The organism is Arthrobacter jiangjiafuii, from assembly GCF_018622995.1.
Taxonomy (GTDB): Bacteria; Actinomycetota; Actinomycetes; order Actinomycetales; family Micrococcaceae; genus Arthrobacter_B; species Arthrobacter_B jiangjiafuii.
This window is the reverse complement of the sequence record NZ_CP076022.1, coordinates 3,525,926-3,544,934: the sequence shown is the minus strand read 5'-3', so window position 1 is coordinate 3,544,934 and position 19,009 is coordinate 3,525,926. Positions and strand designations below refer to the sequence as shown.

General features: G+C 68.9%; 17 protein-coding genes. 10 read left to right on the top strand and 7 right to left on the bottom strand.

Annotation, left to right across the window (positions count from 1 at the left end):
• Positions 1 to 12: 12 nt before the first annotated feature.
• The 3 genes from rplI (at position 13) to KKR91_RS16675 (ending at position 3,527) form a co-directional block, all read left to right on the top strand.
• Positions 13 to 462, top strand: a complete 450-nt coding sequence (gene rplI / locus KKR91_RS16685) for a 50S ribosomal protein L9 (RefSeq protein ID WP_104053440.1) — start codon at positions 13 to 15, stop codon at positions 460 to 462.
• Between the two features lie 934 nt (positions 463 to 1,396).
• On the top strand, positions 1,397 to 2,779 hold the full coding sequence (gene dnaB, locus KKR91_RS16680) for a replicative DNA helicase (protein ID WP_210227178.1): 1,383 nt from the start codon (positions 1,397 to 1,399) through the stop codon (positions 2,777 to 2,779).
• A 103-nt stretch (positions 2,780 to 2,882) separates the two neighbouring features.
• Complete coding sequence (locus KKR91_RS16675) at positions 2,883 to 3,527, top strand: hypothetical protein (protein ID WP_210227181.1); 645 nt, start codon at positions 2,883 to 2,885, stop codon at positions 3,525 to 3,527.
• A 111-nt stretch (positions 3,528 to 3,638) separates the two neighbouring features.
• Here the strand turns inward: KKR91_RS16675 and KKR91_RS16670 are convergent, their stop codons facing one another.
• On the bottom strand, positions 3,639 to 5,624 hold the full coding sequence (locus KKR91_RS16670; protein ID WP_210227183.1) for an APC family permease: 1,986 nt from the start codon (positions 5,622 to 5,624) through the stop codon (positions 3,639 to 3,641).
• Between the two features lie 444 nt (positions 5,625 to 6,068).
• Here KKR91_RS16670 and KKR91_RS16665 point away from each other — a divergent pair, with 444 nt between their 5' ends.
• Entirely contained in the window at positions 6,069 to 6,734 is a 666-nt protein-coding gene (locus tag KKR91_RS16665) for a LysM peptidoglycan-binding domain-containing protein (protein ID WP_237687426.1), read from the top strand.
• 97 nt (positions 6,735 to 6,831) lie between these two features.
• Here KKR91_RS16665 and KKR91_RS16660 read toward each other — a convergent pair whose 3' ends face one another.
• Together KKR91_RS16660 and KKR91_RS16655 are read right to left on the bottom strand one after the other, a co-directional pair.
• Positions 6,832 to 7,125, bottom strand: a complete 294-nt coding sequence (locus KKR91_RS16660; RefSeq protein ID WP_210227187.1) for a MoaD/ThiS family protein — start codon at positions 7,123 to 7,125, stop codon at positions 6,832 to 6,834.
• Positions 7,125 to 8,267: a WD40/YVTN/BNR-like repeat-containing protein gene (locus KKR91_RS16655; RefSeq protein WP_420481438.1), complete on the bottom strand. Its 1,143-nt coding sequence runs from the start codon at positions 8,265 to 8,267 to the stop codon at positions 7,125 to 7,127. The genes KKR91_RS16660 and KKR91_RS16655 overlap by 1 nt, the downstream gene beginning before the upstream one ends.
• 82 nt (positions 8,268 to 8,349) lie before the next feature.
• Between KKR91_RS16655 and KKR91_RS16650 the strand changes: the two genes are divergently transcribed.
• From KKR91_RS16650 to KKR91_RS16630, 5 genes are all read left to right on the top strand, one after another.
• A complete protein-coding gene (locus KKR91_RS16650; RefSeq protein ID WP_210227189.1) occupies positions 8,350 to 9,222 on the top strand; it encodes a DUF4031 domain-containing protein in 873 nt (290 codons plus the stop codon).
• A gap of 54 nt (positions 9,223 to 9,276) precedes the next feature.
• Positions 9,277 to 10,533 (top strand): MFS transporter, encoded by a 1,257-nt coding sequence (locus tag KKR91_RS16645; protein ID WP_210227190.1) that lies wholly within the window; start codon positions 9,277 to 9,279, stop codon positions 10,531 to 10,533.
• Positions 10,534 to 10,543: 10 nt separating this feature from the next.
• Positions 10,544 to 11,902: an MATE family efflux transporter gene (locus KKR91_RS16640; protein WP_210227191.1), complete on the top strand. Its 1,359-nt coding sequence runs from the start codon at positions 10,544 to 10,546 to the stop codon at positions 11,900 to 11,902.
• A gap of 57 nt (positions 11,903 to 11,959) precedes the next feature.
• On the top strand, positions 11,960 to 12,550 hold the full coding sequence (locus KKR91_RS16635) for a hypothetical protein (RefSeq protein ID WP_210227193.1): 591 nt from the start codon (positions 11,960 to 11,962) through the stop codon (positions 12,548 to 12,550).
• A 67-nt stretch (positions 12,551 to 12,617) separates the two neighbouring features.
• The gene (locus tag KKR91_RS16630; protein ID WP_210227194.1) at positions 12,618 to 13,001 is read left to right on the top strand and encodes a hypothetical protein; all 384 of its coding nucleotides are present in this window, start codon (positions 12,618 to 12,620) and stop codon (positions 12,999 to 13,001) included.
• Between the two features lie 50 nt (positions 13,002 to 13,051).
• On the opposite strand, the gene KKR91_RS16625 is transcribed toward KKR91_RS16630, so the two are convergent.
• Genes KKR91_RS16625 through KKR91_RS16615 form a run of 3 tightly spaced genes read right to left on the bottom strand, consistent with a single transcriptional unit; the run spans position 13,052 to position 16,931 of the window.
• The gene (locus KKR91_RS16625; protein ID WP_210227195.1) at positions 13,052 to 13,933 is read right to left on the bottom strand and encodes a glycosyltransferase family 2 protein; all 882 of its coding nucleotides are present in this window, start codon (positions 13,931 to 13,933) and stop codon (positions 13,052 to 13,054) included.
• Positions 13,930 to 15,486 carry a D-glycero-beta-D-manno-heptose 1-phosphate adenylyltransferase gene (gene rfaE2 / locus KKR91_RS16620; protein WP_210227196.1) on the bottom strand — a complete coding sequence of 519 codons (1,557 nt, stop codon included), beginning with the start codon at positions 15,484 to 15,486 and terminating at the stop codon, positions 13,930 to 13,932. The genes KKR91_RS16625 and rfaE2 overlap by 4 nt, the downstream gene beginning before the upstream one ends.
• Positions 15,483 to 16,931: an aldehyde dehydrogenase family protein gene (locus KKR91_RS16615; protein ID WP_210227197.1), complete on the bottom strand. Its 1,449-nt coding sequence runs from the start codon at positions 16,929 to 16,931 to the stop codon at positions 15,483 to 15,485. Before KKR91_RS16615 ends, rfaE2 begins: the two co-directional genes overlap by 4 nt.
• A gap of 221 nt (positions 16,932 to 17,152) precedes the next feature.
• On the opposite strand from KKR91_RS16615, the gene KKR91_RS16610 reads away from it, so the two are divergent.
• Entirely contained in the window at positions 17,153 to 18,289 is a 1,137-nt protein-coding gene (locus tag KKR91_RS16610; protein WP_210227199.1) for a glycosyltransferase family 9 protein, read from the top strand.
• Between the two features lie 7 nt (positions 18,290 to 18,296).
• On the opposite strand, the gene KKR91_RS16605 is transcribed toward KKR91_RS16610, so the two are convergent.
• Positions 18,297 to 18,998, bottom strand: coding sequence for an SDR family oxidoreductase (locus KKR91_RS16605; RefSeq protein ID WP_210227201.1), 702 nt, complete (start codon positions 18,996 to 18,998; stop codon positions 18,297 to 18,299).
• Positions 18,999 to 19,009: the final 11 nt, after the last annotated feature.

The window sequence follows — 19,009 nt, the reverse complement described above, 5'->3', positions numbered from 1 at the left end:
GGAACCTAACTCATGGCAAAGCTCATTCTGACCCACGAAGTAACCGGTCTCGGCGCTGCCGGCGACGTCATCGAGGTTAAGGACGGTTACGCACGTAACTTCCTTCTGCCCCGTGGCTTCGCTCTGACCTGGACGAAGGGTGGCGAGAAGCAGGTTGAGTCCATCAAGGCTGCCCGCGCCGCCCGCGAGCACGCTTCCTTGGAAGATGCTCAGAAGCAGGCCGCTGCACTTTCCGCCAAGCCGGTCACCCTGACCGTCAAGGCCGGCGAGTCCGGACGTCTCTTCGGAACGGTCAAGCCCGCCGATGTTGCTGCTGCTGTCGAGGCTGCCGGTCTCGGCACCATCGACAAGCGCAAGGTTGAACTGCCGACGCACATCAAGTCGGTTGGTTCCTTCCAGGCCAACGTTCGTCTGCACGACGACGTTGCTGCTGTCATCGACCTCAACGTCGTAGCCAGCTAGTACGGCCACCTGCACACCATCCGGTGTGCTGCTTGGCGCCCTCCACCCTTGGTGGGGGGCGCTTTTGCGTCTCCGGATGCGCCCAGCGGACGCCTGCGGCTCCTGGGTGGCGCCTCGACGCCTGGCCGCCTGTGCGCCAGTGCGGATCCGTTGGCGCCGACTGTGGAGATCATGCCGGAATCCGGGCGCGTAAGCGGCATAAGCCCGACAACGGACGAAGCCGAAGGGCGCGAGCTCGACACTCGGCGAAGCGGAAGGGCACCAACTCAACACTCGGCGGAGCCAGAGGGCGCGAGCTCAACACTGGGCGACTGGAGCGGGTCCGCTGGGCATCGAGTGTGGAGATCATGCCGGAATCCGGGCGGGAAAGCGGCATGTGCCCGACACCGGGCGAATCTACAGGGCACGAGCCCGACAATGGGCGAAGCAGAAGGGCGCGAGCTCGACACCTGACGGCACTATCCACAGCGCCCAGGACCGGCTGTGGATATCAGTTGTGGAAATCGGGCCGGAGTTAGGGATAACCGGCTTCCCTATGCCCATTTACGGCTCCTGTCAACCTGCAGGCATGGCCTGAATGTTGACGGAAAATAGTGTCTATACACAGGTGTGGACTAGCGTTTCTCCTAGTCAGAGCCGTATTTGCGCCAAAGATAATTAGTTATCCACATCCTTATGCCCAACCTGTGCACAAGACACGCCCAGTTATGAACATTTTATCCACAGGCTCTGTGGATAACTCGTTTGGGTCCGGCGGTTTTCGGGGCTACGGTTGCGGGTGAATCCCTTCTAAACGACTCCTGGCCGTTGCCTGTGACCGCCTCCTGCGGCCCGGCTGCCGTCCGCAAAAGTGTCACCGCGGCGGGATATACCTGAATCAACTGCCACCGGGCAGGGATCGCACCACAGAAGTACCTTGGGAAAGGGTTACACCGTGTCGCTCACGCATACCGACTCACCGGCACCGAGCTCCAGTGGGGATTTTGCGCGGACACCCCCGCAGGACCTGGTGGCCGAGCAGTCCGTCCTGGGCGGCATGATGCTCTCCAAGGACGCGATTGCCGACGTCGTCGAGGTCCTCCGCGGCATTGACTTCTACCGGCCTGCACACGAGTCCATCTTCGAAGCGATCATTGACCTGTACGGCCGAGGCGAGCCGGCCGATGCGGTGACGATCTCGGATGAGCTCACCAAGCGCGGCGAAATCGGCCGCATTGGCGGGCCCGCCTACCTGCACACGCTGATCCAGTCCGTGCCTACCGCAGCCAACGCCGGGTTCTACGCGGAGATCGTCCGCGAACGCGCGGTGCTGCGCCGGCTGGTGGACGCCGGAACCAAGATCGTGCAGCTGGGCTACTCCAGCGACGGCATGGAGGTTGACGACATCGTCAACGCCGCGCAGGCCGAGGTCTACGCGGTGGCTGAACGGCGCACCGCCGAGGATTATGTCCCGCTGAAGGACATCATCGAGGGCACGGTGGACGAGATCGAAGCCGCCCAGCACAAGGGGGAGGGGATGACCGGTGTGCCCACCGGCTTCTACGAACTCGATGAGCTGACACAGGGACTGCACCCCGGCCAGATGATCGTTATCGCTGCCCGGCCTGCCGTCGGTAAGTCCACGTTCGCACTGGACTTCGCCCGCTCCGCCGCGATCAAGAACAACATGACCACGGTCTTCTTCTCCCTGGAAATGGGGCGCAACGAAATCGCCATGCGCCTGCTGTCCGCCGAGGCCACCATCGCCCTCCAGGACCTGCGCAAGGGAACCATCAAGGACGAGCAGTGGGGCAAAATTGCCACCACCATGGGGCGGATGAACGACGCTCCGCTGTTCATCGACGACAGCCCCAACATGTCCCTGATGGAAATCCGCGCCAAGTGCCGGCGGCTCAAGCAGCGCCATGACCTGAAGCTGGTGGTCCTTGACTACCTGCAGCTGATGTCCTCCGGTAAAAAAGTGGAGTCGCGCCAGCAGGAAGTGTCCGAGTTCTCCCGTGCGCTGAAGCTGCTCGCCAAGGAACTCGAAGTTCCCGTCATCGCCCTCTCACAGCTGAACCGTGGGTCCGAACAGCGTACCGACAAGAAGCCGATGATCTCGGATCTGCGCGAATCCGGTTCCATCGAGCAGGACGCCGACATGGTGATCCTGCTGCACCGTGAAGACATCTACGACAAGGAATCCCCGCGTGCCGGCGAGGCGGACGTAATCGTAGCCAAGCACCGTAACGGTCCCACCAAGACCATCACCGTGGGCTTCCAGGGCCACTACTCCCGCTTCTCCAACATGGCGGTCGAGGGCGGCTCCGGCTTCTAGCGGCCGACTAGAATCGGTACTGCCGGTTTGCAGCCCGCAGGTCAATCCCCCACAGGTCAATTGCCGCACCGCCCCCTGACCAGTTCGTCCCAAGGAGTATTCCGTGCCCAAGTCCAAGCCCCGCAAGAAGGCCGCAGCGAAAAAGAAGCAGGCCCGCCGCACAGAACACGAGACGAACCTGCTCTTCGGCAACACCCCGACCTTCACCAGCGATGATGGCGAGGCGCTGCTCACGGCCCGCGGCTGGATCAGCGAGCGAAGCCAGCCCGGCGGCGCGCTCGACGGCGACGCCTGGTACTGGATGCCGTCGCAGCTGCCCGCCTACCTGGAGGAAGGCGAGCCGGTGCCCACCTCCGTGTATCCGCTCGAAACCGGATTTGTCAGCCAGCTCGCGACGCCGGACGGCTCGGTGCCACCCGAGGCCCAGACCGAGTATGCCTCCCTCGAGGAACTGGAAGCCGACCTTGACCGGCTGGAGGCCTACCGCGTTCCCGAAGGATCCTGGACAGCGCTGGGCGGCGGGCCGGGCCAGGACGAGACCCCCGGCGAACTGATCGACACCATCGCCGAGGAGTGGGAGCTTGTTGCCGAGCTGATCCACTTCCCCTACAGCGACGAGCAGGGCCCGCGGTCCTTCGACACCGTTGAGCAGGCCCGGAGTGAAGGCCGCCTGAGCGAGTACGCCTACCGGTCCGTCCTCGCCGGCCGGGGATTGCCGGTTCCAGACAGCGGCGCAGCCGAGGCCTGAGCGGTACCGCCCGCCAGGCAGGCCGTCTGTTCAATCGCTGACCGGCCTTCCGCGGTCCCGGTCCCGGCGCCGACGCCGGCGCGACAGTCAACGCCGCAACCGGCGCCGGCGCTAGAGTCCGGACCCGGGCGTGGGCGTGGCGTTGCTGTCGCGGCTGGAGGCGAGCTGCCAGGGAACGCTGGCGATCATGATGCCCGGTTCGAAGTGCAGCCGCGCCTTCATCCGCAGAGCGGTCTGGTTGTGCACCAGCTGCTCCCACCAGCGCCCCACCACGTACTCGGGAATGTAGACGACAAACAGTTCCCGCGGTCCCGTGCGCCGGGCCTCGCGCAGATACGCCAGTACGGGGGAGACCGTCTCGCGGTACGGCGAGGAGAGCACCGTCAGCGGGACCGGGATCTGCAGCCGGTCCCATTCCTCCATGACCCGCCGGGTGTCCTCGGTATCGATGTCCACAATGATGGCATTCAGGGAGTTGGGCCGCGAGGCGCGGGCATAGGCCAGGGCGCGCAGCGCCGGCTTGTGCACCTTGGAGACCAGGATGACGGCATTCACCCGCGAGGGCAGGGCCAAACCCTGCACGCCGTCGTCCACTGCCAGTTCCCGCGCCACCGAGTCGTAGTGCGAGCGGATGGTGAACATGAGCAGGTACAGCCCGCCCATCGCCAGCAGGGCGATCCATGCGCCGTGGGTGAACTTGGTGACCAGCACGATCAGCAGCACCAGGGCAGTCATGCCGAAGCCGACGGCGTTGATCACCCGGGAGCGCTGCATCCGGTGCCGGTTCTCCCTGCTCCGCTCCGTGCCCAGCTTTGCCGTCCAGTGCCGGATCATGCCCAGCTGGCTGATGGTGAACGAGACGAACACGCCCACGATGTAGAGCTGGATCAACCGGGTGACATCGGCGTCGAAAATGATGATCAATGCCAGGGCACCAACACCCAGGGAAATGATGCCGTTGCTGAAGGCCAGCCGGTCGCCGCGGGTGCGCATCTGCCGGGGGAGGAAGCCGTCCTTCGCGAGGATCGAGGCCAGCACGGGGAACCCGTTGAATGCCGTGTTGGAGGCGAACACCAGGATCAGGCCGGTGGCGGCCACAACCACGAAGAACGCGATGCTGCCGTCACCGAAGACGGTTTCCGCCAGCTGGCTGATCACTGGATGCTGCACGTAGTCCGGGCCCACCGGGACGCCGTCGCGGGTCAGCTGCGTGGCGGGATCCTGGACCACACGGACCCGGGTGGCACTGGCCAGGGCCAGGATGCCGGCCAGCATGGTGGCACTGAACACGCCCAGGAGGAGCAGGGTGCTGGCGGCGTTGGTGCTTTTGGGCTTGCGGAAGTTCGGCACCCCGTTGCTGATGGCCTCCACCCCGGTCAGGGCGGCCGCCCCGGAGGAGAAGGCACGCAGGAGCAGGAAGGCTCCGGCGAGTCCCACCAGGCCACTGTCCAGCCCGGACTCGGGGACCAGGTCAAAGCCTGCAGAGGGCGCATCGGCAAGGTTTCCGGTGGCCGCCTGGAATGCGCCAATGGCGCACATGCCCAGCACGGAGGCCATGAAGAGGTAGGTCGGCAAGGCGAAAACGGCTCCCGCCTCGCGGATTCCGCGCAGGTTCACCAGGACAAGGACGGCGACGCCGACGGCGGCAATGGGCGCCTGCTGGCCGTTCAGGGCGGGGACGGCGGTCACCAGATAATGCGATGCCGAGGACATGGATACCGCCACGGTGAGCACATAGTCGACCAGGAGCGCTGAAGCCACGGTCAGTCCGGCGGGCTTGCCCAGGTTGGCGCTGGCAATCTCATAGTCCCCGCCGCCGGAGGGATAGGCGTGGACGTTCTGCCGGTAGGACGCCACCACGGTCAGCAGGACCACTATGACGGCGAGTCCCACCCACGGTGAGAGGGTCACGGCGGTGACCCCGGCCAGGGCCAGGGTCAGCAGGATTTCGTCCGGCGCGTACGCGGCGGACGAGAGGGCATCGGAGGCATACACGGGAAGTGCGATGCGTTTGGGGAGAAGGGTGCGCGAAAGCCGTTCGTTGCCAAAGGGACGCCCCACCAGAATGCGTTTCAGCGCATTGAAGAATGTGAGCACGTGGACAAACCCTAGACCCGGTCTCCGGTGGTGTCCACAACGCGGCCGCCGGTGCAATATGAGGTTTCGCACACCGCGAAGTATTCCTTATACAGGATCCGCTTATCCATGCTGATCTCGGATGCATAACGATTCAATGTGTTGCATACCATTTTGGCATCGGGCCGGATGTGTCTTAGCGTGGTTAACGGTTCGGGAAGAGACCGGACCGGGTTCGAAATGAGACCGGACCATTCGCCGGGTGTTCGTAAATCCCGGCAAGGCTGGCACCGCTCCAGGTGCAGCCGCACGCTCGGTGCCGCGAGCCACCAGATGTCGCCACTTCGTCAGGCACCGTTACCATGCCCTCGATTCACTATGGGGCTGGCGACAGCGTAGGGAAACCCTGGGAAGGGTGGAGCGCCGGTGGGCCCCTGGGAGCAGCCGATTTTTATGACCAAGTCTATGATCAGCCGAAACGTGCGCCGGGGACTCGCTGTCGCAGCACTCTCAGGTGCAGGCCTCGCCCTGACCGCAGTACCGTCCCAGGCTGCCGAACCGAGTACATGGGATGCCCTTGCACAGTGCGAGAGCGGCGGTAACTGGAACACCAGCACCGGCAACGGATACTCCGGCGGCCTTCAGTTCTCCCCGAGCACTTGGGCTGCCTACGGCGGTTCCGGCGACCCTGCCTCCGCCAGCCGTGAACAGCAGATCGCGGTGGCTGAGCGTGTTCTCGCCGGCCAGGGATGGGGCGCATGGCCCGCCTGCTCCGCCAAGCTGGGCCTGTCCGGCGGTGCCACCGGCTCGGTGAGCACCCAGAGCCAGGCTCCGCAGGCCACGCAGGAGTACGTGGCTCCCCAGGCCGCCCCGGCCCCGGTCCAGGAGACCGTGCCCGTGGAGACCTACACGGTTCCCCAGGCGGCAGCACCTGAGGCCGCCGTGCCGCAGGCCCCCGTGCAGGACCTGAGCGGTGAAACCTACACCGTCCAGTCCGGCGACACGCTCTCCACCATCGCCGAGAAGCTGGGTATCGAAGGCGGTTGGGAGGCCCTCCACAACGCCAATATCGATACCATCATCCACCCGGACCTGATCACCACCGGCCAGGTCCTGCAGCTGCCGGCCTAGTCGTCAGCGCGTGGGAAACGCAGCAAAGCAGGCGCTCCGCCAACCGGCGGGGCGCCTGCCCCGTTAACGCCCCGTTATCGGACACGGCCCGGGACGCTCAGCCGCCGGCCACGGACTGCAGGATCAGGACTTCGGACCCCGGCGGCACGGGACTGGCCAGTCCGTTCAGGGAGCGAAGTTCCTCGCCGTCGATATAGACGTTGACATAGCGGCGCAGCCGGCCGGCCTCATCGCGGATGCGGCGTTCCAGCCGGGGAAATTCGACCGCGAGGCCATCCAGCAAGGCCGCAGCGGTCAGCCCGGCCGAGGATTGAACCTCCAACTCGCGGGCGCCGCCGGCCGCTGCAGACAAAGCAGCGGGCAGCACCAGGCGCACCGGCGTTCCGCGCATCAGCTGGCCCCGGACGGCACGGCCCCGGACGGCACGGCCCCGGTCGGCACGATGCCGGCGCGGACGCAGAGCACATCGGGCAGGTTTCCCGCCACCAGCGAGAAGGTGTCCCCCTCGTCGGCGCTGCCGAACACCTGCCCGCCGCGCGTACCGAAGTAGACCCCTGCCGGCTCGGCGGTGTCCACCGCCGCAGCGTCGCGCAGCACAGCATTGAAGTCTGTGTCCGGCAGGCCCTCATCGAGCCGCGTCCAGGTGTCTCCGGCATCAGAACTGCGGTACACCGCAAGATGCCCGTCCGGTGGAATCCGCTCACCGTCGGCCTTCAGCGGAATGGTCCAAATGGTGCCGGGACGGCTCGGATGGGCCAGCATGACAAAACCGAAATCCGCCGGCAGGCCGTCGGCGATCGAGATCCAGGTATCGCCTGCGTCGTCGGAGCGGTACACGCCGTGGTGGTTCTGCACATAGAGCCGCCGCGGGTCACCGGCGTCCCGGGCTGCCTTGTGCACGCACTGGCCAAACTCCGGGTTGGGGTCCGGCAGGAAGTACGCGCTGATGCCGTGGTTGCGCGGCGTCCAGGAGGCGCCGCCGTCGTCCGTCCGGTATACCCCGGCGGTGCTGATCGCCACGTGCACAGTGTCATCGGCTGGGCTGGGCAGCACCGTGTGCGCCGCGGCTCCGCCGAACCCGGCACCCCATTCGCTGCGGTGCGGGTGGTCCCAGAAGGGCTGGTTCAATTCGAAGTGCCCGCCGCCGTCGGTGGACTTCCACACCGAAATGGGCTCCGCGCCGGCCCACACCACTCCCGGCCGTCCTGCGCTGTCGGGCTGCAGCTGCCAGACCCGGGTCAGCGCCTCGCCGGTGCCTTCGGGAAAGCGGACCGCGCCGTCCTCCGGCTCACTCCACGTAGCACCCAGATCATCCGAATGCACCACGCACGGCCCCCAGTGCCAGGACATGACTCCGGCCAGGATCCGCGGCGTCCCGCTGCGGGTATCAATAGCGAGGGCGGCCACCTCATCCATCAGGAAGTGCGGGCCGGTGATGTTCCAGTTGGCCCTGTCGGCGCTGGTCGCCAGCCACAGGCCCTTGCGGGTTCCGATGGCCAGGACGGCGGTGTCCCCATTCTCCATGCCCCACATTCGACCACGGGTGCCGGGGACGGACAAGGGGTGCCGGAGGACCGGCGTGGAAATACCCGGTTCGGTCCGGTAGGTATGGAACATGATCTACATCGATCCGCCGCGCTGGCCGGCGCACAACACCCTCTTCTCCCATCTGGTCTCGGATACCTCGCTGGCCGAGCTGCACGGCTTCGCCGCCGATGCCGGGATAGCCGCCCGGGCGTTCGACCTGGATCACTACGACGTGCCCGCCCGACGCTACGCGGACCTGGTGCAACGGGGCGCGGTGGAGGTCGACGGCGGCACCCTGGTCCGGCTGCTCATCCGCAGCGGGCTGCGGATCAAGGCCCGCGAACGCAGCGCCAGCCTGGTCCATCCGCTGTTGATGCGCTGGGAGGCGTTGATACCGGGCACCCGGGTGCTGGGCGCCGAACTGTTGAACCGCTGGGGCGAACCCCACCGCCGCTACCATGACCGGCGGCATTTGCTGGCCGTCCTGGAGGCGGTGGAGGCCCTCAGTGACGGTCCGCCGCCGCGGCCGGTGCTGCTGGCCGCCTGGTTCCACGACGCCGTCTACCGCTGCGCCGCCGACGACGAGGAGGCCTCCGCCCTCCTGGCCACCGCCCTGCTGGCCGAGGCCGGCTGCGGCCCTGCCGAGATAACCGAAACCGCACGGCTGGTCCGGCTGACCGCCACCCACGATCCCGCTCCCGGAGATGCGGCCGGGCAGCTGCTGTGTGACGCGGACCTGTCGGTGCTGGGCCGGGGCCCGGAAGCCTACCGGCGTTACGTTGCCGATGTCCGCCAGGAGTACCGGCACCTGGACGACGACGCCTTCGCCGCAGGACGCGCCCGGGTGGTGCAGGGGCTGCTGGCGAAGGACCCCTTGTTCTCCACCGACGCGGCCCGCCGGCTGTGGGCGGAGTCCGCCCGCCGGAACCTGCATGCGGAACTGCAGCTGTCCCGAACCTGAGCGTGGTCCCGCCGGTGTAAGGCCCTACAGTTTTACTGTGCACAAGGGAGAGGTATGAGCGGCCGTCGGCAGGCCTGGGTCGGCCATGCCAAGGGCAGCCCCGGCTACCGGGGCGTGCTGGTCGGGCTGGCTGCCGCGGGCATGGCCACCTTTGCACAGCTCTATTCGCTGCAGGGCGTGCTGCCCGGACTGGCGCAGGACCTGGACATTTCCGCGTCCTCGGCGGCACTGACCGTTTCCGCCGCGACGCTGGGCCTGGCCGCAGCCGTTATCCCGTGGTCCGCCGCCGCTGACCGGTTCGGCCGGCTGCCGGTGATGCGGCTGGCGATCACCGCCGCCGTGGTCCTGGGCCTGCTGGTGCCGTTCAGCCCCAACCTGCCGGTGCTGCTGGTGCTGCGCTTCATCGAAGGGGCGGCCATGGGCGGGATTCCCGCCGTGGCCCTGGCTTACCTGAGCGAGGAGGTCTCCCGGATGCACGCCGCGGTGGCCGCCGGCAGCTACGTCTCAGGCACGACCATCGGCGGGCTGGCCGGGCGGATTGTTGCCGCTCCGCTGTCCGATGCGGCGAACTGGCGCGTCGGCGTCGGCGTGGTCAGCCTGCTGGCCGCCGGCGCGGCAGTGGTGTTCATGCTCACCGCGCCCCGGCAGCGCGGCTTCTCGCCGCTGCGCCGGGCCGACCCCGGGCCCGGCCTGGCCGGGCGGCTGCTGGCGAACCTGCGCAATCCCCGGCAGGTGGTCCTGTACCTGCAGGGATTCCTGCTCATGGGCGGGTTTGTGGCGGTCTACAACTATCTGGGCTTCCGGCTGGGGGCAGCACCGTTCTCGCTGCCGCAAAGCGTGGCCAGTTCATTGTTCCTGGCCTATCTGGCCGGGACCTGGTCCTCGCGGGCCGCCGGTACGCTGGCCGGCAGGCTCTCGGCCCGCGGCGGCCGCCGGACGGTGCTGCTGGGGTCGATCACCGTGATGGCGGCGGGCCTGGCACTGACGTTGTCCGCCTGGCTGCCGGCCGTCATCGCCGGGCTGGTGGTGTTCACCGCCGGCTTCTTCGCGGCACACTCCATCGCCTCGGGCTGGACCCCGTTGCTGGCCACCGAAGGCAGGGCCCAGGCATCGTCCCTGTACAACCTCTTCTATTACGTCGGCTCGAGCCTGCTCGGCTGGGTGGGCGGCATCTTCTTCCAGATCTGGGGGTGGGCCGGGCTGAGCACGTTTGTGGGAGCGCTGCTGGCCGCGGCGGCCGCGGCAGCCGCCGTCGTGCTCTCTCCGCAGGCCGGCCCGGCGGCAGCCAGCACTGCGCTCAAAGCGCCGTAGGCTTTTGCACGTGCGCACTTCATCTCCCACCACCGGACCGGCCCTGGGCCGGCGGATTCTTGCCCTGGCCGTCCCGGCCCTGGGCGCCCTGATTGCCGAACCGCTGTTCCTGATCGCCGATTCCGCGATCGTGGGACACCTGGGCGTCAACGAGCTGGCCGGCGTGGGGCTGGCGTCCACGGTGCTGCAGACCGCCGTCGGGCTCATGGTCTTCCTGGCGTATTCCACCACCGGCACCGTGGCCCGCTATCTGGGTGGGGACCGGCACCGCGAGGCCGTGGCGGCGGGCCGGGACGGGATGGGACTGGCACTGATCCTCGGCGTCCTGCTCTCCACCGCAGGCATCCTTGCGGCGCCCGCGCTCGCCTCCGCGATGGGGGCCACCGGCGAGGTGCACCGCTTCGCAGTGGACTACCTGCAGTACTCGATGCCCGGGCTGACCGCCATGCTGCTGGTCCTCGCGGCCACCGGCGTGCTGCGCGGACTGCAGGACACCCGGACCCCGCTGGCCGTGGCCGGCATCGGCTGCGGGGTGAACATCGGGCTGAACTTCCTGCTGGTGTACGGCTTTGACCTCTCCGTGGCCGGATCGGCGCTGGGCACCAGCATCACCCAATGGGGCATGGCCGCCGTCTATCTGGTGCTGGTGGGACGGATGGCCCGCCGCGCCGGGGTGTCGCTGCTGCCCTCGCTCCCGGGGATCCGGGCCACCGCCCATGTGGGATCCTGGCTGATGCTGCGCACGCTGAGCCTGCGCGTGGCAGTGCTGGCTGCGGTGCTGGTCGCCACCGCGCAGGGGCCGGCGTCGCTGGCCGCGCACCAGTTGGTGATGACGCTTTTCACCTTCCTGGCCTTTGCCCTTGACGCCCTGGCCATCGCCGCGCAGGCACTGATCGGCAGGGAACTGGGCGCCGGCAACCGGTCCCTGGCCCGGGAGCTGACCCGCCGGATGATCCGCTGGGGAGTCGGTTTCGGTGCGGTGACCGGACTGGCGCTGGCGGCGGCAGCGCCCTTCGCCGGGTTCCTCTTCACCACCGACCCCGGGGTGCATGCCGCGCTGACCGCCGGTCTCTGGGTGCTGGCCGCGTCGCAGCCGGTCTGCGGGCTGGTGTTTGTGCTCGACGGCGTGCTCATCGGCGCCGGGGACGCCCGGTACCTGGCCGTCACCGGAGTGCTGAACCTGCTGGCCTACCTGCCGCTGCTCTGGTGGGTGCACGCTGCCGGGCTCGAGGGACCGGGCGGGATCGCTTGGCTCTGGGCTGCCTTCGCGCTGGCGTACATGGCCGCCCGGGCCGCGACGCTGGGCTGGCGGATCCGCTCCGATGCGTGGATGGTCACCGGTGCGGCACCGGGAAGCCCAAGCGACTAAGCTGGTTGGTGGCCAACCGGCCACACGATTGTGCAACACGAAAGCGGAGGCTCGGCAGTGGGCGAATCAAACCACGGCACCCCGTGGGTACCCATCCTCCTACGGTCCGCCGTGGCGGCGGCCTTCGGCATCCTGACTGTCTTCTGGCAGCAGCCCGGCGAGGGCGTGCTCGGCATGGCCGGCGGGCTGTATCTGCTGCTGACCGCCGTCGTGCTCTGGCCGATGGCGGCCCTGGCGGGAGGCCTTGGGCAGGCACGGATCCGCAGCCTGGTGCTGCTCGAAGCCGCGCTCTACGCGCTGGCCGGCGTTGCGGTGCTGGCGCTGCGGTCAGCCGAAGTCTTCTGCGTGGCGGCCGGCCTGGCTCTGGTAGTGGGAGGCGCGGTGGAACTGTACCTCTGGAAAACCACCCGTGCCGCGTTCCTGCCGGCCCGCGACTGGCTGATCACCGGCGTAGTGGGCGTGGGAACGGCACTGATCCTGCTCGCCGTGCAGCTGATGGGCCTTGGGGCGCATGCCATGCTCGGGGTCACCGGCGGATCCGCGATCATCATCGCCGTGGCCCTGGCCACGTCCGGGCTCGGGGCCCGCTGGGATGCCCGCCAACCGGCCGGAACAGGTCCGGCAACAACCGCCCGGCAAAAGCCGTAAACTGGAATACTTGCGGTTCTACCACCTGTAGAACCGGCAGATTTTCAACACAGCAGGAGGAAGAACAGTGGCGAACAGCTCATCCGGAGGCCCGCAGAAGCGGAACTCCGTGAAGGCCCCGCTCATTTTTTCCGCCGTTCTGGCGGTGATTGCGGGTGTTGCCACCACGATTTTCGCCACCGGCGGCGCCGACAAGGAACTGCGCCTGGATCTGGGCCTGACCGCTGCCGGCATCGCCTTCATTGCCTCGCTGCTGATTTGCTCGCTGCTGTTGATGACGGAAAAGCCGAACCCGGACCACCTCAGCGAAGGCTCCGGTGTGCACCGCAGCTCGGCCAAGATTCCCGGCGGTGCCGGCACCATTGGCGGGTCAGCTGCCCAGCGCCCGGCCGCAGCCGGCACCGAAGAGGTACCCGGCGCGGACTCCCGCCCCACCGACCCGACCGCCTAGCAGGCCGTACCGCTTAGCCGACCGGGCGGGTTCCGCACGGCGGAAACCGCTCACTGCCCGAACATCAGCTCGGCAGCGTCTGTGGAACGGTCCCGGACCGTCGTGGGTGATTCCAGGTGCACTGCCCCGGAAGGCACCAGCCCGGCACCGCCGTAGCGTTCCATGACCCGCCATTGGGCTGCCACGTCCTCGCCGGAGTGTCCTTCCGGCAGGTCGGTCCAGAAGCCGAATCCGCCGCAGTCCAGCAGTTTCCGTCGGTCAAAGAGCACGCAGGCCCCCACCCACGCCACCTTGTACAGCAGCCAGGAGCCCGGCTCCAGCTCCAGCGGTGCCGCCAGATGCGCCAGGTTCGCCGCATTGTGCAGGGGCCAGCGCTCGAATCCCGGATCTCCGCGCCGAATCCGTTCCGGCTCCACCGGCCCGGTCCACGGCTCGAAAGACACCTCTTCATCCGGGCGCCGGTCCTGCAGGTAGGAGAGCCCCTGCACGGCTGAGCCGACAAAACCGCAGCCGCTTTCTGCCAGCGCCCCGGCCAGGCGGCGGAGCAGGCCTGGTTCCAGCCAGACGTCGTCGTCCAGGAACAGCACCATCGGGGCGCGGGAGCCCTCCAGCAGATGCGCCCGCTGCTGGGCCAGCCCGCGCACGGGAAGGTTGCGCTCCAGACGGACAGGCCGGCCCTGCGCCCGCAGCACCCGCACCATTGCGGCTGCCGCCGGATGCTCCCAGGACGCCGCCGCCGGGCTCTGGTCACTGACCAGCACTCCGAAGTCCGGCTCCTCCTGTGCGGCCAGGCCCGCCAGTGTGACCGCCAGCTCGGCACCCCGTTCCCGGGTGGGAATCAACACCTCAACGGGGAGCGGGGTGCCCCCGCGTTCCGCGGGCACCCCGCCGTCGGGCTCCGCGCCCCAATCCCCGGACCAGCGCCGGCTCATCTGCGCGTCCCGGCTTCCTCTTCCGGACCGGACAGCGGCCGCCGCGCGGCAGCTCCGGGGTTCCCCTCCTGGCCCTGCGCCGCCCGGATCCGCTGCACCACCGCCGACGTGGAATGGTCCGGCACATAGTCGAGGATCCGCACCGTTCCGCCGCAGGCCCGCACCACCGGGGTTTCCTGCAGCATTTCGGGGGAGTAGTCACCGCCCTTGGCGTAGATGTCCGGGCGGAGCGCCTCGATCAGCGGAATCGGCGTGTCCGTGTCGAAAACCGTCACGTAGTCCACGCAGCTGAGGGCGGCAATCACCCCGGCGCGGTCGTGCACCGGATTGATCGGCCGGCCCGGGCCCTTTAGCCGGGTCACTGACGCGTCCCCGTTCAGCGCCACCACCAGGACATCGCCCAGGGCCTTGGCCTGGTTCAGGTAACGGGTATGGCCGCGGTGCAGCACGTCGAAACATCCGTTGGTGAGCACAATGCGTTTGCCGGCGGCCCGGTCCGCGGCGATCCGGGAAGCCAGCTCCGACGGGGACAGGGCGGTGTCTGCCAGGGCGGTCAGGTGCAGTTCCAGGTCGAGGGTGGTGCAGACCGAGGTCCCGGCCCGGCGCACCACAATATCCGCAGCATTCTGGGCCAGGTCGGCGGCGGTGCTCAGCGGCAGCCCGGCGGCCCGTGCCACGGTCAGGCACGCTACAAAGGTGTCACCGGCACCGGAGGCCTGCTTCTCGGTGGCCGGCCGCGCCCAGGTGCGGTGGCTGCCGCCCTCGGTGAGCAGCACGGTTCCTTCCCGGTCCAGGGTGACCACGACGGCGCGCGCGCCGGCAGCACGCAGCAGGTCCGGGCCGCGGCTGCCGAGGAGCTCCGCGCGGTCACTGTCCGGGCCCAGCCGCAGGCCCAGCAGGCTGGCCGCTTCCTGCGCGTTGGGGGTTACGACGTCGGGGGCCAGGGCTTTCCACAGCGCCGGATCGTGGGCGTCCACCACGGTCAGCCTGCCCCCGGCCAGGGCAGCCAGGGCGTCACGGACCGGCCCATGCAGCAGCCCGCTGCCGTAGTCGCAGACCACCACGGCATCGGTGTCCGCGAGCCAGGCCGGCAGCGCCGCCGCCAGGCGGTCCTGGGCGTCGGGCGGTACCGTTTTGCCGCCGTCGTCCAGTCGCAACAGCACCTGGTCCGAGGCCAGGATGCGGTATTTGGTGGCCGTACGCGCTCCGGGCTGCGAGGCCAGGAGGCCAACGTCGATGCCTGCCGCGCCGAGCAGCCGCCGCAGCCGCTCCCCGGCCGAATCCTCGCCCACCAGTCCGGCCAACTGCACCCGTGCGCCCAGGGCCTGCAGGTTCATGGCCGTGTTGGCTGCTCCGCCGGGGGCATAGTCCCGCCGGACCAGATCCACTACCGGCGCCGGTGCCTCCCGGCAGAAGCGGTCGGTGGTGCCGGAGAACCAGCCGTCCAGCATCACGTCGCCGATGACGGCGATCCGCGGGGCGTGCCCGGCCAGCCGGCCGGGCAGCCAGGGCGCCAGGCTGCGCAGCCGGCTCAGGTCCTGCGGCGTGCTCACAGCTGCCCCCGGACCCGGGGCAATCCGACATGGACCACCTTGACCAGGCTGAATTCGTCCAGCAGTTCCGGTCCGTAGCCGAAACCGCGGCCGCTCTCACCCCGCGGCTGGGCCGACCCGCCCGGGGCGCCGCCGAAGACCGCGTTGATCTTGACCGTACCCACGGGCAGGGCCGCCACTGCGCGGTGCGCCGGTTCGATACCGGGGGTCAGTACCGTGGCGGCCAGCCCGTATTTGTCGTGGGCGGCCAGAGCCAGGCCTTCCTCGAAGCTGTCCACCACCTGGACGGCTGCCACCGGGCCGAAGGTCTCCTCCGTGAACACGGCCATGGGCCTTGCGCAGTCCAGCAGCACTGTCGCCGGATAGTGGGCGCCCGGCCCGTCCGGAACGACGCCGCCCTCGGCCAGCCGCGCTCCGGCAGCCACAGCGTCTCTCACCTGGGCATGGACTGCCTCACGGAGCCGGGTATCAACCAGGGGCGCCAGCGGCGCCTCGCGGTTGCGCCGCCGGGCTTCGCGCACCAGCGCGTCGCAGAACTCTCCGGCCACGTCGCGGTGCACGTAGATCCGTTCGATGGCGGTGCAGATCTGTCCGCTGTTGCTGAACGCGCCGGCGGCTGCCTGCCCGGCCGCCCACTCCGGGTCCACGCCGGCGTCCACCAGCAGCGCATCGTTGCCGCCGTTCTCCCGGATCACGTGGGCGCCGGACAATGAAGCCGCCCGGGCTATCCGGGCGCCCGCGGCACTGGAGCCCACATGGGCGAGGACATCCACGCCATCGGTCCTGGTCAGCAGGGCACCGGTGTCCGCGGCTCCGGTCACAGTGCTGAACACGCCGGACGGGAAGAACGGGGACAGGAGGTCCCCCAGCAGCGCGCCGGTGTGGGGAGAGCGTTCGCTGGGCTTATGGATCACGGTGTTGCCCGTGACCAGTGCAGCGCCGATCAGCCCGGCGGCCACCGCCACCGGATCATTCCAGGGGGTCAGCAGCACCGCCACTCCGCGCGGCCCGATCACGGTGTAGTCAGCGGCGAGGGCTGCCCCGCGCAGGCTGTGGCCGCGGTGCACCGGACCCAGTTCGGCGTATTGCTCCAGGGTAGCGACGCCGGCGGCCACACCGCCGAGGGCCTCGGGCAGCGGCTTGCCGGTTTCGCGGTGGTTCAGCGCCGCCACTTCGCCGGCCCGCGCTGCGAGGGCTGCAGCGGCTGACCGCAGGGCCTTTCCCCGGTCGGCAGGATCGGTGGATGCCCATCCGCCGGCCGCCTGCCGGGCCGCCGCCACCGCTGCGGCCACCTGCCGCCCGTTTGCTGCCGCGAGTTCTCCCACCAGGGTGCCGTCGGCCGGATTGTGCACGGTCAGCAGGGTTGCGGTGTCGCCGGGGCCAGGGGCGGCGGCATTGATGGCATTGGCGGCCGAGGATGCGGGGGAAGAGACGCTGGGGGACATGGACTTCCTCGGATCGGTTTGGAGTGCTGGCTCTCGTCTAGGTTTCCTACCCCGTTTGCGCTCCTCTTACACAGGTCGACGGCGGAAGTTTTGGACCCGTGACCACTGGTTGGGTTCGGCCGCTCCAGGCCCTAGGGTGAAGCACAGAAAATGACCACCGGGCACGGCGCCGGCCACGGAAGGCCCGGGGAACCGCCCGGGCAGAAGGGGGAGGGTGGGCCATGAGGAAGACGCCGGGCGGCCGGGACGGGGTGCTGCGCCGCGGTATCGGGCCGGTGCTGGAGCCCTTCGCCGGAGTATCCCGCATAGCGGTGCTTCGCGGCGGCGGGCTGGGGGACCTGCTGTTCGCGCTCCCGGCCCTGGACGCGCTGGCGGCCGCCTATCCGGACGCCGAGATCACCCTGCTGGGCATGCCGCTGCATGCTGCCCTGTTCGATGGCCGTCCCGGCCCGGTGGACCGGGTGGAAATCCTGCCGTTTGCGCCGGGAATCCGGCCCGGCGCCGAAGACCCGGCAGCGGTGGCGGCGTTCCATGACCGGATGCGGGCCAGGCGCTTTGACCTGGCCGTCCAGGTCCACGGCGGCGGACGCAATTCCAATCCCTTCCTGCTGGGGCTGGAAGCGGCCCACACCGTGGGCACCCGGACCCCGGATGCCGCGCAGCTGGAGCGGACCATCCCTTACATCTACTACCAGCACGAGGTGCTGCGCGCCCTGGAGGTCGCCGGGCTGGCCGGTGCCGTTCCGGTCGCCCTGGAACCGCAGCTGGCGGTGCTGCCGGTCGAGGAGGAAAAGGCTGCCGCCCATCTGGTGCCGGGCATGGACCTGGTGACGCTGCACCCCGGCGCCACCGATCCGCGGCGCCGCTGGCCGGCGTCGTCCTTCGCCGCCGTGGCCGTGCAGGCCGCGGCCGACGGCTGCCGGGTCCTGGTGGTGGGCGACGACGGCGACCGCCGCCTGGCGGAGCAGGTCGTCGCGCTCGCCCTGGCGGCTGCTCCCGGGGCGGACATTGGCTCCGTGGCCGGGGAGCTGGAAATCGGCACGCTGGCCGCGCTGCTCCAGGCCAGCGCCGTCATGGTCGGCAATGACAGCGGGCCGCGGCATCTGGCCCAGGCCGTCGGCACTCCCACCGTGGGGGTCTACTGGTTCGGCAATGTCATCAATGCCGGCGCTATGGGCCGCACCCGGCACCGGGTGCACATGTCCTGGGTCTCCGCCTGCCCGGTCTGCGGAGTCGACGTCACCCAGGTCGGATGGACCGCCGAACGCTGTGAACACGACGATTCGTTTGTGGCGGCAGTGGATCCGGCGGCCGTGTCAGCGGACGTGGCTGCGCTGCGGACGGCACCGCCCGCCTAACCCTGGATCACGGCCAGGATTCCTCCTCCTCGTGGCAGATGACCATTTCCCGGACCTCGCATCCGCGCGGCTGGTGCAGGACAAAGAGGATCGCTTCGGCGACGCGCAGCGGATCGTTGAGCCGCGAGTCGTCCTGCGGTTTGTACTGCTCCGTGCGGTCATCGAAGAAGTGTGTCTTCATCCCGGAGGGAATCATGGTGGTGACGCCCATGCGGCCGCGGGTTTCGGCGGCCAGCGCCCGGCTGAATCCCACCACCCCGAATTTCGAGGCGCAGTACGCGGTGGCGTCCCCGACTGCCTTGATGCCCAGGCTGGAGGCAATGGTGACGGCCCGGCCGTGGCTGTCCAGCAGATACGGCAGTGCCGCGCGGATTACCGAGACGGTGCCGAGCAGGTTCACGCCGATCACCTTTTCCCATTCCTCGGCGGCGACGTCCTCGAGCCGCCCGCAGCGGTCGATGCCGGCTGCGGTGACCACCGCATCCAGCCCGTCCAGTGACGCGGCGGCCTCCCGCACGGCCGCTTCAACGGCGGCACGGTCCGCAACATCCACTTCGATCGCCTTGGCTGCGCTCACCGCGCTGATATCGCGGTCCAGCACGACGGCGGTGCCGCCGGCTTCGGTGACGGCCTGGACCACTGCGGCGCCCAGGCCTGACCCGCCGCCGGTGACGAGCACCCGTCCGGGGCTGGATAGTTGTAGTGACATGCGTGTTCCTT